The organism is Pseudomonas sp. WS 5059 (assembly GCF_012985525.1).
Taxonomy (GTDB): Bacteria; Pseudomonadota; Gammaproteobacteria; order Pseudomonadales; family Pseudomonadaceae; genus Aquipseudomonas.
Genome location: NZ_JAAQWO010000006.1, coordinates 273656 through 289868, shown reverse-complemented (window position 1 = coordinate 289868; position 16213 = coordinate 273656). Strand labels below are relative to the sequence as shown.

7 protein-coding genes are annotated in these 16213 nt (G+C 63.0%); 5 read left to right on the top strand and 2 right to left on the bottom strand.

Features of this window, described 5'->3' with window-relative positions:
- Positions 1-69 precede the first annotated feature (69 nt).
- The 3 genes from HBO12_RS19335 to HBO12_RS19325 all read left to right on the top strand — a co-directional run bounded on the left by HBO12_RS19335 (position 70) and on the right by HBO12_RS19325 (position 4278).
- Positions 70-1290, top strand: a complete 1221-nt coding sequence (locus HBO12_RS19335) for a maltoporin (protein WP_170042961.1) — start codon at positions 70-72, stop codon at positions 1288-1290.
- A gap of 169 nt (positions 1291-1459) precedes the next feature.
- Positions 1460-3991, top strand: coding sequence for a phosphoenolpyruvate--protein phosphotransferase (gene ptsP / locus HBO12_RS19330; RefSeq protein ID WP_170042960.1), 2532 nt, complete (start codon positions 1460-1462; stop codon positions 3989-3991).
- A 2-nt stretch (positions 3992-3993) separates the two neighbouring features.
- Positions 3994-4278 (top strand): PTS transporter subunit EIIB, encoded by a 285-nt coding sequence (locus tag HBO12_RS19325; protein WP_169956669.1) that lies wholly within the window; start codon positions 3994-3996, stop codon positions 4276-4278.
- 138 nt (positions 4279-4416) lie between these two features.
- On the opposite strand, the gene mltF is transcribed toward HBO12_RS19325, so the two are convergent.
- The gene (mltF, locus tag HBO12_RS19320; protein ID WP_170042959.1) at positions 4417-5877 is read right to left on the bottom strand and encodes a membrane-bound lytic murein transglycosylase MltF; all 1461 of its coding nucleotides are present in this window, start codon (positions 5875-5877) and stop codon (positions 4417-4419) included.
- A gap of 287 nt (positions 5878-6164) precedes the next feature.
- On the opposite strand from mltF, the gene purL reads away from it, so the two are divergent.
- Both purL and HBO12_RS19310 read left to right on the top strand, forming a co-directional pair.
- Positions 6165-10061, top strand: a complete 3897-nt coding sequence (gene purL, locus HBO12_RS19315; RefSeq protein WP_169956698.1) for a phosphoribosylformylglycinamidine synthase — start codon at positions 6165-6167, stop codon at positions 10059-10061.
- Between the two features lie 4 nt (positions 10062-10065).
- On the top strand, positions 10066-10377 hold the full coding sequence (locus HBO12_RS19310) for a YqfO family protein (protein WP_169956665.1): 312 nt from the start codon (positions 10066-10068) through the stop codon (positions 10375-10377).
- Between the two features lie 77 nt (positions 10378-10454).
- Here the strand turns inward: HBO12_RS19310 and HBO12_RS19305 are convergent, their stop codons facing one another.
- On the bottom strand, positions 10455-16199 hold the full coding sequence (locus tag HBO12_RS19305) for a membrane-targeted effector domain-containing toxin (protein WP_170042958.1): 5745 nt from the start codon (positions 16197-16199) through the stop codon (positions 10455-10457).
- Between the last annotated feature and the right edge of the window lie 14 nt (positions 16200-16213).

Genomic DNA, 16213 nt, shown 5'->3' with positions numbered 1-16213 from the left:
CATCCCCTTTTCAGGAGCCGGTTTGCCGGCTCCGACAGGGAAAAAATAAAAAAAATAATGGAGCGCTTCATGAAAACAACAATAAAGCTGGGCCTCGTCGCATCCTGCCTGACCCTGCCCCTGGCGGCCCACGCCCTGGAGTTTGCCGGCTACCTGCGCAGCGGCGCCGGCACCTCGACCGGCAGCGGCCCGCAGCAATGTTTCCAACTGCCGGGCGCCCAATCCAAGTACCGCCTGGGTAACGAATGCGAGCAATATGCGGAGCTGGAATTGCGCCAGGACCTGTTCACCCTGGACGACGGTTCGGTGCTGAGCGTGGATGCCATGGCCTCGCTGTATAACAAATACGACCGCGAACTGAAGTTCCAGGGCGAAAACAACGGCTCGGCGCGCATGCCGCAGATGTATGCGCAATGGTCGAACATGCCCAGCCTCAACGGCGGCTCACTGTGGGCCGGTCGGCGCTACTACAAACGTAACGACATCCATATTTCCGACTTCTACTACTGGAACCAGAGCGCCACCGGCGGCGGCATCGAGGACGTGCTGATCGGCGATCTGAAGTACAGCTACGCCCTGTCGCGCAAGGACAACCTGTACCAGAAGCAATACGCCACCCGTCACGACTTCAACGTCGCAGGCTTCAAGACCAACCCCGGCGGCGAACTGGAACTGGGCCTGAGCTATATCGAACAGGCGGGCGGGCGCGACACCCACAGCGGCTGGGCCCTCACTGCGCAGCATGTGCAGGCCGCGTTCCTCGGTGGCAAGAACAAGTTCGCCCTGCAGTACGGCGAAGGGCCGGGCACCGGCCTGGGCTACACCGGGAATACAGCTCTGGAGCGCAGTAGCAAAAGCTACCGTGCGGTGGAGTTTTTTGACTGGCAAGTGACCCCGCGTTTTGGCGGCCAGGTGGAGGCGGTGTACCAGAAAGACGTGCGCCCCGGCAGCCAGGACCAGACCTGGATGTCTGTCGGTGTGCGCCCGGCGTATGCCATCAGCGAACAGTTCAAGCTGGTCACCGAACTGGGCCACGATCAGGTCGATGCCAGCGGCGGTACGCGCAAACTCAGCAAGTTCACTTTCGCCCCGACCTGGTCGCCCAAGGGCCCGGATTTCTGGGCGCGGCCGGAGGTGCGCTTGTATTACACCTATGCCACCTGGAACCAAGCAGCCAAGCGCGCGGCCAATGAACTGGCGGCGGGTTCGGCGTTGTCCGACACCGGCTCCTATGGCACCGCGCGCCACGGTTCCAACTTCGGTGTGCAGGTCGAATACTGGTGGAAATAAACACCGGCTTTATGTGGGAGCCGGGCTTGCCCGCGATACAGGCGGCTCGGTATTCCAATGAGACCGCGTTGATGCAATCGCAGGCAAGCCAGCTCCCACAGGGGCCCATTTCACCCCGGGATGTGTACTCGGCCCATGTTTTTTACAGAACCAAACAGCAGGTGATGTCATGACCACAACTCAACCCCTGGAACTGCTGGCGCCCCTGGCGGGTGTGCTGTTGCCCCTGGACCAGGTGCCGGATCCGGTGTTCTCCAGCCGCCTGATTGGCGACGGCGTGTGTATCGATCCCACCTCGCAGACCCTCTGCGCGCCGCTGGCCGGGGTGATCAGCAATATCCAGGACAGCGGGCATGCGGTCAGCGTCACCGACGACCAGGGCGTGCAAGTGCTGATGCATATCGGCCTGGACACCGTGAACCTGGCGGGCAAGGGCTTCACCCGGCTGGTCGAGGAAGGCCAGCGGGTCGAGGCGGGCCAGCCTTTGATCGAATTCGATGGCGACTTTATCGCGCTTAATGCCCGTAGCTTGCTGACCCTGATGCTGGTGGTCAGCGGTGAGCCATTTGTGCTGCTGGCGGCGGGCGCGGGGTTGGTGGAAACCGGGCAACCGTTGTTGCGTGTGACGCCGGTAATACGCGCCGCCAACGATGACGAGGAGGAGGGTGACGCACTGTTCTCCAAGCCCCTGAAGCTGCCCAACGCCAACGGTTTGCATGCCCGCCCGGCGGCGGTGCTGGCCCAGGCGGCCAAGGCTTTTAAGGCGAGCATCTGCCTGCACAAGCAAACCCAGAGCGCCAACGCCAAGTCCCTGGTGGCGATCATGGGCTTGCAAACGGTACGGGGCGATACCCTGCAAGTGAGCGCGGCGGGGGAGGATGCCGCGGCGGCGATCCAGGCGCTGGTTACGCTGTTGACAGAAGGCTGTGGCGAAACCGTTGCGCTGGTGGCCGAGGTGGTTGAGCCAGTTGCGCCGCTGTCATCGGCAAGCGTGCTGCGCGGCGTATGTGCATCGCCGGGTTCGGCGTTTGGTCAGGTGGTGCAGGTGGCTGAGCCCGAGCTGAATGTGCCTGAGCAGGGGGCTGGCGAGACGCTGGAGCATGCCGCCCTGGCACGTGGCTTGCGCGCTGCAACCCAAGCGCTGCAAGTGTTGCAGGACAAGGCCGGTGGCAGTGCCCAGGCAGAGATTTTCCGCGCCCATCAGCAATTGCTCGAAGACCCGACCCTGCTTGAACAAGCCCACGGCCTGCTCGCCCAAGGCAAGAGCGCCGCCTTTGCCTGGAACAGCGCCACACTCGCCACCGCCGGGCTGTTCGAGCAATCCGGCAGCTCCCTGCTGGCCGAACGCGCCGCCGATATGGCGGATGTTGGCCAGCGTGTGCTCAAGCTGATCCTCGGGGTGCAGGACGGCGCCTGGGAGTTGCCGGAGCAGGCAATCCTGATTGCCGAGCAACTGACACCCTCGCAAACCGCCAGCCTCGACCCGCGCAAGGTGTTGGGATTTATCACCGTTGCCGGCGGCGCCACCAGCCATGTCGCCATCCTTGCGCGTGCTTTGGGCTTGCCAGCGATGTGCGGGGTGCCAGCCCAGGTCCTCGACTTGCCCGAGGGCAAGCAAGTGTTGCTGGACGCCGATAAAGGCGAACTGCACCTGGACCCGGACCCGACGGTAATCGAGCGGCTACGGGCCGTGCGCGCGCAACAGGTGTTGCGTCACCAGCGCGATGTGCAACAGGCCGCCTTGGCGGCTACCACGCGCGATGGTCATCATGTCGAGGTGACAGCCAACGTCGCTTCGCTGCAAGAAGTGCAGCAAGCCCTGGTCTTGGGGGCTGAGGGTGTGGGGCTGTTGCGCTCGGAGTTTCTCTACCTGGACCGCAACCGTGCGCCGAGCCCGCAGGAACAGGCCCAGACCTACAGCGCCATTGCCGGTGCCCTGGGCACCGAGCGCAACCTGGTGGTGCGCACCCTCGATGTGGGCGGTGACAAGCCTTTGGCCTATGTGCCGATGGACAGCGAGAGCAACCCCTTTCTTGGCCTACGTGGCATTCGCCTGTGCCTGGAGCGTCCGGAACTGTTGCGCGAGCAGTTGCGGGCAATCCTCGCCAGCGCGGGCTTGGCCCGGTTGCACATCATGTTGCCGATGGTCAGCCTGCTGTCGGAGCTGCGCCAGGCCCGCCAGATCCTCGAAGAGGAAGCGGCGGCCCTGGGGCTCACTGAATTGCCGAAACTGGGGATCATGATCGAGGTGCCGTCAGCGGCGTTGATGGCGGATGTGTTCGCGTCCCATGTGGATTTTTTCTCGATCGGCACCAATGACCTGACCCAATACACCCTGGCCATGGACCGCGACCACCCGCGCCTGGCCAGCCAGGCCGACAGCTTTCACCCGGCGGTGCTGCGCCTGATCGCCACCACGGTCAAGGCCGCCCATGCCCACGGCAAGTGGGTGGGGGTGTGTGGCGCGCTGGCGTCCGAAACGCTGGCGGTGCCGATGCTGATCGGGCTGGGGGTGGACGAGTTGTCCGTCAGCGTACCGCTGATCCCGAGCATCAAGGCCACGGTGCGTGAGCTGGACCTGGCGGACTGCCAACTGATCGCCCACCAGGTGTTGAACCTGGAAGAAGCCGCCCAGGTGCGCGAGGCCTTGAGCCAGTACCACGCGGCGACTGTGGAAACCTCACTGGTTGTGGAGAACTGAATATGTTCGAGAAATTGCAGCAGGCGTTCTGGAAAGCCCTGACCCCGGACCTGGTGGCAGAAACGGTGGTTGCCGAGCCGGCGGCTGATGCGATGCTGGCGCCTGAGGTGCTGAGTGCGTTGGGTGGAGCGAGTAATCTCAAGTCACAGCAGCGCGTGGCATTGACCCGGATCCGCGTGCAGCTACAGGACCCGGCGCGGGTGGACGAGGCGGCGCTGAAGGCGGCGGGTATCACGGCGGTGATGGTGCTGGCGGGCGGGGTAGTACATCTGATCACCGGCCTGTAGAACACCACAAAACAAATGTGGGAGCGGGCTTGCCCGCGATCGCGGTGGGTCAGTTGATGAGTATTTGACTGACCCACCGCGATCGCGGGCAAGCCCGCTCCCACATTGGGTTTTGTGGTGTCTGGTCGTTCCCAGGGGTCAGAGTTGGGGGGGATCTTGCGGCGGCTTGGTCTTGTCCACGCCCGGCACATGCAGATTGCCTTCCACCACCTGGTTGCCCTCCAGCTGTGGCTGGGTCACCCAGGTCAGGATGTCGTAGTAACGGCGGATGTTGGCCACGAAGTGCACCGGCTCACCGCCCCGGGCGTAGCCGTAGCGGGTCTTGCTGTACCACTGCTTCTGCGACAGGCGCGGCAGCATTTTCTTCACGTCCAGCCATTTGTTCGGGTTCAGGCCTTCCTTTTGCGCCAGCTTGCGCGCGTCATCCAGGTGACCGCCGCCGACGTTGTAGGCCGCCAGGGCAAACCAGGTGCGATCAGGTTCGAGAATCTTGTCGTCCAGTTCGCTCTTGATCATCGCCAGGTACTTGGCGCCACCCTTGATGCTCTGCCGGGCGTCGAGGCGGTTGGATACGCCCATGGCCTGGGCGGTGTTCTGGGTCAGCATCATCAGGCCACGCACGCCGGTCTTGGAGGTGACCGCCGGCTGCCACAATGACTCCTGATAACCAATGGCCGCCAACAGCCGCCAATCGACCTTTTCTTCCTTGGCCGATGTCTTGAAAAACTTCTCGTACTTGGGCAGGCGCTGCTGCAAGTGCTGGGCAAAGGTGTAGGCGCCCACGTAGCCCAGCACATCGACATGCCCGTAATAACGATCCTTGAGGCGCTGCAGGGTGCCGTTCTTCTCGACCTTGTCGAGGTAGCTGTTGACCTCGTTGAGCAGGCTGTTGTCTTCCCCGGCTGCCACGGCCCAGCTCTGGTTGCTGGCGTCGCCCAGGTCAAAGGCCACCCGCACGTTGGGGAAGTACACCTGGTTCATCGCCACTTCATTGGAGTCGACCAGGGTCAGGTCGATCTGCCCCTCATCGACCATGCGCAGCAGGTCGACTACTTCAACGGCGTCGGACTCTTCGTACTCAATCGCAGGATTCTGCTTTTTCAGCTCGGCCAGTTGCTCGGCGTGGGTGCTGCCCTTGAGCACCATGATCTTCTTGCCCACCAGGTCGGCCGCGTTGGTGGGGCGGGACTGGCCGTTGCGGTAAATGATCTGCGGGGTCACTTCCAGGTACGCATGGGAGAAGCGCACCTGCTGTTTACGCTGTTCGCTGCTGACCAGGCCGGCAGCGGCCAATACCGGGCCGTTGGGTTTGCCCAACTGGCCGAACAGGTCGTCGAGGTTGTCGGCAGTCTCGATTTCAAGCTTGACCCCCAGGTCGTCGGCAAAGCGCTTGACCAGTTCGTATTCGAAACCGGTTTCGCCGTTGCGGTCCTGGAAATAGGTGGCCGGACTGTTTCGAGTGACCACCCGCAATACGCCATCCTCCTTGATTCGCTCGAGCGTGCTGGGCTTATCAACACAGGCGCTGAGCATCAGGAAGAGTCCGGTGGCGAGGAGCCATTTGGCACATCGCGGGCGCAAAGCAGTTGGGGAGAACATCTGCGCAGTATACGCAAACGGCCCATGGCGCCATATCTCGACAGCATCGGCGTTGTCTGCTAGCGCCCGCGAAACTGTGCTGCAGCCCGCAGAAACGTGGCCTGGGGCGCGATTGTGACGGTTAAAATAACTGCGCCGCCGGCCCTGGAAAACGCCCTGATACCGTGCAATCGGTGCCAACTGACGTTCGGCAGCGGCCAGCGGTGCCGTTTCGGGTGCCGTTGGCGCAGGTTTACGCTAGAATGCACGGCCTCAAAGCACACCCCCTTCCCGAGGCTGTCCCGAAGATGTTGATCCTGCGCGGCGCTCCTGCCCTTTCTGCCTTTCGCCACAGCAAACTCCTTGAGCAACTGAGCCAGAAGGTTCCAGCTGTCACTGGCTTGTATGCTGAATTTGCTCACTTCGCCGACGTTAACGGCGTTTTGACCGCCGACGAACAGCAAGTGCTGGCACGCCTTCTGAAGTACGGCCCCAGCGTTCCCGTTCAAGAGCCGACCGGCCGCTTGTTCCTGGTTCTGCCGCGGTTCGGCACCATCTCGCCCTGGTCGAGCAAGGCCAGCGATATCGCCCGCAACTGCGGCCTGGAAAAAATCCAGCGTCTGGAACGCGGGATCGCCTTCTACGTGGCTGGCCAGTTCAGCGACGCCGAGGCCGAGCTGATCGCCAGCAGCCTGCACGACCGCATGACCCAGATCATCGTCAGCCAGCTGGAACAGGCTGGCGGCCTGTTCAGCCACGCCGAACCCAAGCCGCTCACCGCGATTGACGTGCTCGGCGGTGGCCGCGCCGCCCTCGAGAAGGCCAACACCGAGCTGGGCCTGGCCCTGGCCGAAGACGAGATTGACTACCTGGTCAACGCCTTCAACGGCTTGCAGCGCAACCCCCACGACATCGAACTGATGATGTTCGCCCAGGCCAACTCCGAGCACTGCCGCCACAAGATCTTCAACGCCAGTTGGGATATCGACGGCCAGAGCCAGGAAAAAAGCCTGTTCGGCATGATCAAGAACACCTACGTGATGCACAGCGAAGGCGTTCTGTCGGCTTATAAAGACAACGCCTCGGTGATCGTCGGCTCTGTCGCCGGCCGTTTCTTCCCGGACCCGCAGACCCGCCAGTACGGCGCGGTGCAGGAGCCGGTGCACATCCTGATGAAGGTCGAGACCCACAACCACCCGACCGCGATTGCCCCGTTCCCGGGCGCAGCCACCGGCTCGGGCGGCGAGATCCGCGACGAAGGTGCCACCGGTCGTGGCGCCAAGCCCAAGGCCGGCCTGACCGGTTTTACCGTGTCCAACCTGCAGATCCCAGGTTTCGAACAACCGTGGGAAGTGCCATACGGCAAGCCTGAGCGCATCGTCACCGCGCTGGACATCATGATCGAAGGCCCCCTGGGCGGCGCCGCGTTCAACAACGAATTCGGGCGTCCGGCCCTGACCGGTTACTTCCGTACCTTCGAGCAGTCCATCACCACCCCCCGTGGCGATGAAGTGCGCGGTTACCACAAGCCGATCATGTTGGCCGGCGGCATGGGCAACATCCGTGAAGACCACGTGCAGAAGGGCGAGATTCTCGTCGGCTCCAAGCTGATCGTCCTCGGCGGCCCGGCCATGCTGATCGGCCTGGGCGGCGGCGCGGCTTCCTCCATGGCCACCGGCACCAGCTCGGCGGACCTGGACTTCGCTTCGGTACAACGGGAAAACCCTGAGATGGAACGCCGTTGCCAGGAAGTCATCGACCGTTGCTGGCAGTTGGGTGACAAGAACCCCATCAGCTTCATCCACGACGTCGGCGCCGGCGGTCTGTCCAACGCCTTCCCGGAACTGGTCAACGATGGCGACCGTGGCGGCCGTTTCGAACTGCGCAATATTCCAAACGACGAGCCGGGCATGGCCCCGCACGAGATCTGGAGCAACGAATCCCAGGAACGCTACGTGTTGGCGGTGGGGCCTGCGGACTTCGAACGCTTCCAGGCGATCTGCGAGCGCGAGCGTTGCCCGTTTGCGGTCGTCGGCGAAGCAACCGCCGAGCCGCAACTGACCGTCACCGACAGCCACTTCGGCAACAGCCCGGTGGACATGCCGCTGGAAGTGCTGCTGGGCAAGGCTCCGCGCATGCACCGCTCGGCGGTACGTGAAGCCGAGTTGGGCGATGATTTCGACCCAAGCAGCCTCGACCTGGCCGACAGCATCGAGCGCGTGCTGCACCACCCGGCCGTGGCGAGCAAAAGCTTCCTGATCACCATCGGCGACCGCACCATCACCGGCCTGGTGGCCCGTGACCAAATGGTCGGCCCATGGCAGGTGCCGGTAGCTGACGTTGCCGTGACCGCCACCAGCTTTGACGTGTACACCGGTGAAGCCATGGCCATGGGCGAGCGCACGCCGCTGGCCTTGCTGGACGCCCCGGCGTCGGGCCGCATGGCCATTGGCGAAACCATCACCAACATCGCCGCGTCGCGCATTGGCAAGCTGTCCGATATCAAGCTGTCGGCCAACTGGATGTCTGCTGCCGGCCACCCCGGTGAAGATGCGCGCCTGTACGACACCGTCAAGGCGGTCGGCATGGAGCTGTGCCCGGAACTGGGAATCACCATTCCGGTGGGCAAGGACTCCATGTCCATGGCCACCCGTTGGAACGATGAGGGCACCGACAAGAGCGTCACTTCGCCGCTGTCGCTGATCGTCACCGGCTTTGCGCCGGTCACCGACATCCGCCAGACCCTGACCCCGCAACTGCGCATGGACAAGGGCACCACCGACCTGATCCTGGTTGACCTGGGCCGTGGCCAGAACCGTATGGGCGCCTCGATCCTCGCCCAGACCCACGGCAAGCTTGGCAAACAGGCGCCGGACGTCGATGACGCCGAAGACCTGAAAGCCTTCTTCGCCGTGATCCAGGGCCTGAACGCCGACGGCCACCTGCTGGCCTACCACGACCGTTCCGACGGTGGTTTGCTGACCAGCGTCGTGGAAATGGCCTTTGCCGGTCATTGCGGCCTGAGCCTGAACCTCGACGGTCTGGCGGAAACTTCCGCTGACATCGCCGCCATCCTGTTCAACGAAGAACTGGGCGCGGTGATCCAGGTGCGCCAGGACGCGACCCCGGACGTGCTTGCACAGTTCAGCGCTGCTGGCCTGGGCGACTGCGTGGCGGTGGTTGGCCAGCCGATCAACAACGGCGTGATCAACATCGTCTTCAACGGCGACACCGTGTTTGAAGGCCAGCGCCGCCTGCTGCAACGCCAGTGGGCCGAGACCAGCTACCAGATCCAGCGCCTGCGCGATAACGTCGACTGTGCCGAGCAGGAATTCGACGTGATCCTGGAAGAAGACAACCCGGGCCTGAGCACCAAGCTCAGCTTCGACGTCAACCAGGACATCGCCGCGCCGTACATCAAGAAAGGTATCCGGCCACAGGTTGCCGTACTGCGTGAGCAGGGCGTCAATGGCCAGGTGGAAATGGCGGCCGCGTTCGACCGTGCAGGCTTCAATGCGATCGACGTGCACATGAGCGATATCCTCGCCGGTCGCGTCGACCTCAATGAGTTCAAGGGCCTGGTGGCCTGCGGTGGTTTCTCCTACGGCGACGTATTGGGTGCAGGTGAAGGCTGGGCCAAATCGGCCCTGTTCAACAGCCGCGCGCGCGATGCGTTCCAGGGCTTCTTCGAACGCAACGACAGCTTCACCCTGGGTGTGTGCAACGGTTGCCAGATGATGTCCAACCTCAGCGAACTGATCCCGGGCAGCGAGTTCTGGCCGCACTTTGTGCGTAACCGTTCCGAGCAGTTCGAGGCCCGTGTGGCCATGGTGCAGGTGCAGGAATCGAACTCGATCTTCCTGCAAGGCATGGCCGGTTCGCGCATGCCGATTGCCATCGCCCACGGTGAAGGCCATGCCGAGTTCGAAAGCGAGGAAGCGTTGCTGGAAGCCGATCTGTCCGGCACCGTGGCCCTGCGTTTTGTCGACAACCACGGCAAGGTCACCGAAAGCTACCCGGCCAACCCGAACGGCTCGCCGCGCGGGATCACCGGGCTGACCAGCCGCGACGGTCGCGTGACCATCATGATGCCGCACCCGGAGCGGGTGTTCCGCGCCGTGCAGAACTCGTGGCGCCCGGAAGAGTGGAACGAAGACGGCGCGTGGATGCGCATGTTCCGTAACGCTCGTGTGTGGGTGAACTAAGGCGGTGTACAAGCTCAGCTTCTTTGTGCCCGACAGCCATGTGGAGACGGTGAAAAGCGCCGTCTTCGCGGCCGGTGGCGGGCGCATCGGCAACTACGACAACTGTGCCTGGCAAGTGCTGGGCCGCGGCCAGTTCCGCGCGATGGATGGCAGCCAGCCGTTTATCGGGCAGGTGGGACAGGTCGAGGTGGTTGCAGAATGGAAGGTTGAGCTGGTGGTGGCCGATGCGTTGATCGTGGCGGTAGTTGCTGCGTTGAAGCTGAGTCATCCCTACGAGACACCGGCTTATGAGGTCTGGCAATTGGCGGATTTCTGATCCGCTGGCCGCTAGAACAAGAAACCCGCTGGGCCAGATTGGCCAGCGGGTTTTTTTTGCCTGTCAGATCGCCGAAATCAAAGCCTCGTGATGTCTGGCGCAGGTTTTAGTCCCACCTCCACCTCCAGGGCGCTGATCAACGTGTTTTCGTAGCTGAAACGCTTGCCCTGCATCGGCGCCCAGCGTTCGACATAGAACAGGCCGTCGTGGTCGACCTTGATCGGCGTCGACACGATTTCGCCGCTGCGCGAGCGGTGCAGCAGGTTGGTCTGCGAAGGCGACGGGCGTTCGATCAAGTACAGGCCCGCGAGATTCAATCGACGACGGTCTACCGGGACAAAGGGCGCTGGCGCACGAATCCCCTCCACACCGGCTTCTAAAACAAGGTCGCCGCGTAACGCCCGCCTGAACGGCTTTATGCCCGAGGTCGAAACCTCCCAGGTCCCCGGGCGAATATTCTGCGCCAGCGCCGGGGCGGTATCCCGCACATGCAGGCTGACTGCACCTTGCAGTTCCGCAAGCCCGGCCACGCCCAGGTTGTTATTGGTGTGGGCGCTGCCAATAAAGGCCACCCATTTGTGCGGGCCCTGTGCTGCCTGGTCGGCCTGGATTACTTTTGACGCGAAGTAACTGAACATCTGGTTGCGCCCCAGATCGCCATCCTCCAGGCCCTTGACGTTATAGCTGGCGGTGCAGTCCAGGGCACGGATGCGCAGGCCATGCCTGGCAGCGACCTGGATCACTTCAGTGTAGGAATTTTTACCCTTGTAGTGCGGCATCTGGCCGCGATCAAGCATGGCCAGGTAGCGCTTGAGGTTGTCCGGCAGGTGTTGGGTGCGCAGGAACAGATCCAGATCTTGCTGATGCATATCGGTCAACAGGTGTTCTACGTACAGCGTCTTGAATGCCTGTTCCTTGAGCTTTTTCATATGTTCACGCAGCCAGCGCTTGCTCGACTGCGCCTGGTGCGCTTCACCGACCACCAGCCCGGAAAACTCGCTGCTCCCAACACGTTCGAGCAGCGCCTGCGGGGTGGCCGGTGTGCCCAGGGTGGAGGGATCGGGCCTGGCTGGCGGTACACGCTGCTCCAGGTAAGCCGCCGCATCGCGACTCAGGCGCTCTCGGGCGTCCAGAAAGACGCTGAAAGCCCTTTGCTCGGTGGCGATCGGTGAGGCGTAGTTGCTGTCCAGCCCACGGCCGGCGGTGCTTTGCCGGCTGATGCTGTCCCGGAAAGCGTGGGGGATATCGTAGTCGCTGAAGTGCGTCACGTCCGTCGTAGACGCGACGCTGGCAGAAGCGGCTTGCCCGGGCTCCTTGTACGCCGTGTGCAGGGCCAAGCGATAATCGCCCTTGGCCAACGGGTCACCGGCTATGGCGCCGGGCGTGTCGACCCAGAGGCCCACCGGCTGGCCCGCCGCCACATCCTCCACGCGCAGGGCCACTGCTTCTTGCAAGTCGGCCAGGCCCGGCGTGCCCTCGAACGTGCGCAGGCGGCTGTGATCCACCAGGGCCACCCAACGTTCGTCCTGTTCGACAAGGGCATCGGCCCCGATGGCTTTATGGGAGTAGAAATTCCTGATGCTGTTGCTGCGCGGGATGGTCGGCGGGGTGTCGCGCATTTGCAGGAAATCGTCCAGCAAGTAGGAGGTGGAAGCGTCCAGGGCCAGGATCTTCACGCCCTTGTCCTTGGCCTTGCGTACCAGGGCAAGGTAGGAGTATTCAGCGTCCGGGGCAAGACCAAAGCCCTTGTCGACCGCTTCGAGATGCTGGCGAATGTTTTCCCAGGTTTTACCCTGATGCAGGCGCTGCAGGCGTGTGCGGAATGCATCGGCGGGCAGGTACTCAATGTACAAGTGTTTGAAGCCGTTGCTGATCAAGGCATCCATCTGCGTGATCAGCAGCTGCTTACTGGCGATGGAGCCCGGTATTGCGCCAATGATCAGGTTTTTGTTGCCGCTGAACGCGTCGCTGGCGATCAGTTGCGCGAATGAGGTGCTGGCGTCCACGGCCGGGGGAGCGGGGCGCGCCGGTAAAGGCGCGAGCTGGGTGAAAAAGTCCTGGGCGTCAGTGCTCAGGCGTTCGACCTGTTGCAGGTAAACCGTACGCAGCGGGTTAAGGTCGAGGGCGAGCACGCCCCTGGCCACCCCCTCTGAGCCCACTAACTCACTCGTGTTCAGCAGCATCTGTGCGCGTGTATCCGGGTTGATGGCCTTACCCAGATCGCGGGCATAGCTCGGTAGCATCTCATAGGCTTTCAGCGGTTCGGGGGGCTCGGGTAGTTTTTCGTACTTGGGTGCGCCACCAGTGACCCCGGTGCGGCGCCACACACCTTGGCTATCTGGCGCGGCCACCCGAGTGGTGGAGACCAGCCTGCCGGTGACAGGATCCAGTCGATACAGCAGGTAACGGCCGATCGGGTCCGGAACGGTTTTGGCCCATAGCGCCTGGCCTTCGAACAGCACCGCTTGCATATTTTCCAGCGCCAGGGGCTTGGGTTGCAGGGGCTGCACCAGCCTCACCGCTTCGCTCGGTGCAGCGTGGCTCCTGGTGACCTGGCGCAGGCCCGGCCGGGCGAGCTGTTTGACCGAGGCCAGGGCCGGGCGCAGATCGGTGACGGCGGCCCCGGCACTGTTAAGCACGTAGCCGAGCAAGTGTTCCAGTGCCGCCCCGGTATCGCCCTGCTGGTACGCGTGCAGGGCCAGCATGCCGTCCTTGAATGCCAGCAGCATGCCCAGGCTCAGGCTGAGGCTGGGAAACGGCGCGGTGGCAATCGCGGTGACCCATTCCACGCAGTTCCACAAAATGGCGCTGATCATTTGGTTGCGATTGACCGTGGTGCCTTGCACGTCATCGATCTTGCGCTGCAACGGCATGTTGTACAGGGCCTCGCGTAGATCCTGCAGCGGGGGTTGCCCGTGGGTCGAGTCATAGCGTGCCGGGCTGGTGTCGGTCTGGCTCAGGTCTTCGGGTAATTGGGCCTTGGCGTTTTCCAGGAAGGCCCGGACCCGCACCTGGGACTGGGCGCCGACCCGCAGGGTGAAATAGCCCACCATGCCGGGAATCTTTTTCAACCGGTAATTGAACAGCCGCGCTTCGCGAAAGCTGATGCCGTCCGGTGCGTTTGGGGTGTAGAGCAACGTCGGAAAATCGCCATGGCTGAAGAGCAGGTTGCCCATCACCCATTCGCCGTCCACCAGCAGGCGATGGATAGCGTAGGTGCCACGGGTCTGGGCGGCGGTGTCGTGCATGCTCGCAATACTGCGTTGCAACCACGTCCAGTCTACCCCGGCGATATACCCCTCCAGCCGGCACTCCAGGGCGGCGTTCTGCAGTTGGTGCTGGGTGATGCTCAAGGTGGCATTGCGCCGCAGTGCATAGTCGGTGCTGCCGGTGTTGAGCAAGCGGGTCTTGACCTGGTTGATGTAGCGCTCGCCGACCCAGGTGCCGGTGACCGAGCGTGCAATTTTTTCTGCGCTTAATTGGCTCAAGTCAACGCCGGGCGGGCCTTTGAAACGAGCCGAACGCGAGAATTTCTCGTCGAGAAAACCTACGCCGTCGGCGTAGCCATCGCGGTACAGCTGGGTGTAAGTCAGGGGCGGCGGGGTCAGCGCGCCGAGCAACGACGGCGGTGAAAAGGCCCACACGGTGTCCGGGTCGACATCGTTCTGGGGGCGGTCCAGCAAGTCGTTGAGGCTTTTTCTCGCCTGTTCATGCAGGTAATGGGTAAAGCTGGGAAATCGGGCGTCAGACAACGGATGTTCATTGTAGGTGAGCAGCGCGCCCTCGCTGTCTTCGGCCAGTTTCAACAGCTTCTGGCGGTTGTCGACGCTGGCGGATCGGTACCAACTCGGGGTGCCGAATTCATAGTCGTCGATGCGGGTCGCCAGCACATGGGCCGACATCGCCTTGAGGCACATGGCGTGGCTGCCGATATTGCCAAAGCCGATCTCTTGGTATTCCTGGTCGTGGAACTTGAAGCTCAGGCCGCTCAAGACTTGCTTCATGGCCCCGCGAAAGCGCAGGGCGACGCGCTTGATCAGATAGTCGGTGAGGGTGCCCGGGGGGTGTTTGCTGCCATTGTCCAGGCTCCAGCCGAGGATGTGGTTCTGGCAGGCGAGTTCACTGTCAAACGCCATGAACTGCTGCGCGCGGGGCGCTTCGGGCGTGCACAGCAACAGGCGGATGATTGCGCCGCTCGCATCGCTTTGGCGCAGTACCCATAGGTCCTGCAATTGAGCGGCATGTAGCGACAGAGTGGCGGCGCTCAGGTGCGGGTTGGTGCCCTGGCGCAGGTCCTGCACCAATTGAAAGTCCTCGTCACTGAGGTGGCCTTGCAGCAGGGCGGTGTAGGCCAGTGCGTTGAGCCTTTGGTCGAGCATCCGTTCGATGCTACGGCTGACTTCTGGTTTGGCATGCATTTGCCGTTGCGCGTCGGCAAAGTCGATACGCGGCTGTAAGGTGGCCAGCGTCTGTGCGAGCCAGGTGGGTGTCAGGTCCTGGTAGGCGGTGGGCAGTGTCGCGCCCTGATAGGTGAGCGTGGTTTTGTTCAGGAAGTCCGAGCCCGGCAGGGCATCCCCGTCTTGCAACCCGCGCAGGGCCAGGTCGACCAGGCTGCGATCATGTTCATACTCGCCGATGGGGTAGACATAGCGCCGGGTGTTGATCAACAGGTGCTCTGGCGCCAGGTCCTGAATGTCCAGCTCGTCGCTCAGGCGTTCAAGCAACTGGTAGCGGGCCAGGGACTGCGGGGTGGTGACCGGGCCCAGCAGGTCGAGCAGGTCCTGGCGGGCTTCGTTGTAGTGCCAAAGGTGGGTGGCGAGGGTGGCGCGCCGCGCTTCGCTGGCGCTGCGATACCAGTCCGGCGCGCTGTGGCGCAGGTGGCGCTCCAGCAAGCGGCGCGCGCGCCACGCCAGGCGCGCGCGCAGGTCCGGCAAGGCGCCGGCAATGGCGCGGTCCAGGGCACTGATCAGTTGCGCGGGGCTCTGTGTGGGGTTGTCCACCAGGCTCAAGGCGTGCTCGATGTCCTGGGTGCGCTTGTCGATCAGGGCGTTGTAGGTGTGTTCAAACAGCGGCCTGTCGCTGATCGGTGCCAGTTGCAGCGGCCAGATGGCCTCGGGGCTGACATCGTGATAACGCACGGGCAGCAGTTGCATGAAGTCGCGACGTTGCTCGGCATCGTCCATTCCTTGCAGTAGATGCCGGTTGAGTTGGGCGAGGGAACTGAAGGATGCGATCCCGCGGGAGGGGGTGAACAGCATCACTTCACCCACCGCTGGCCCGGCGTCCAGGTCGGCGACCAGCGGGCTGGATTGCTGAGTCAGGACAAAGGCGCCGGCCAATTCGACGGTGCGCTCCTGGTATTGGAACGACAGGGCGTACAGGCCCGGGCGTTGCGTGCTGCCCAGGGGCACCCGCTCAAGCATGGCTTGTTGTTGCGGATGCAGAAGGCGGTCCTGGGCGCTGAGTTTGGTTTCATGGGCCAGGGCGCTGAACCCGGCTTCGAAGGTCATATAGGACTTGCGTGGTTTGCCGTCGATCTGCTCGTCGCGATCAAGTTGTTGCAGGTACGTGTTCAGGGTGGTCTTGAGTGTCGCCACACGGGCGGGCAGGACGTCGGCTTTGATACCGATATAGAGGACCTGGCTCTTGTTCATGTATTGCTGGCGGTAGCGCGTCAGCTGGCCATTGATTTTTTCCAGGTAGGCCAGTTCGGCAACAGGTTTTTGTTCGGGCAACAGCGGCGCTTCGACCTGGAGCAGGTGATGGCTGATCTGGTTGAGGTGGCCTTTGATGCCTTCAAAGGTCTGGGGTGTTGTGCTCACGGGCACGCTCTCCA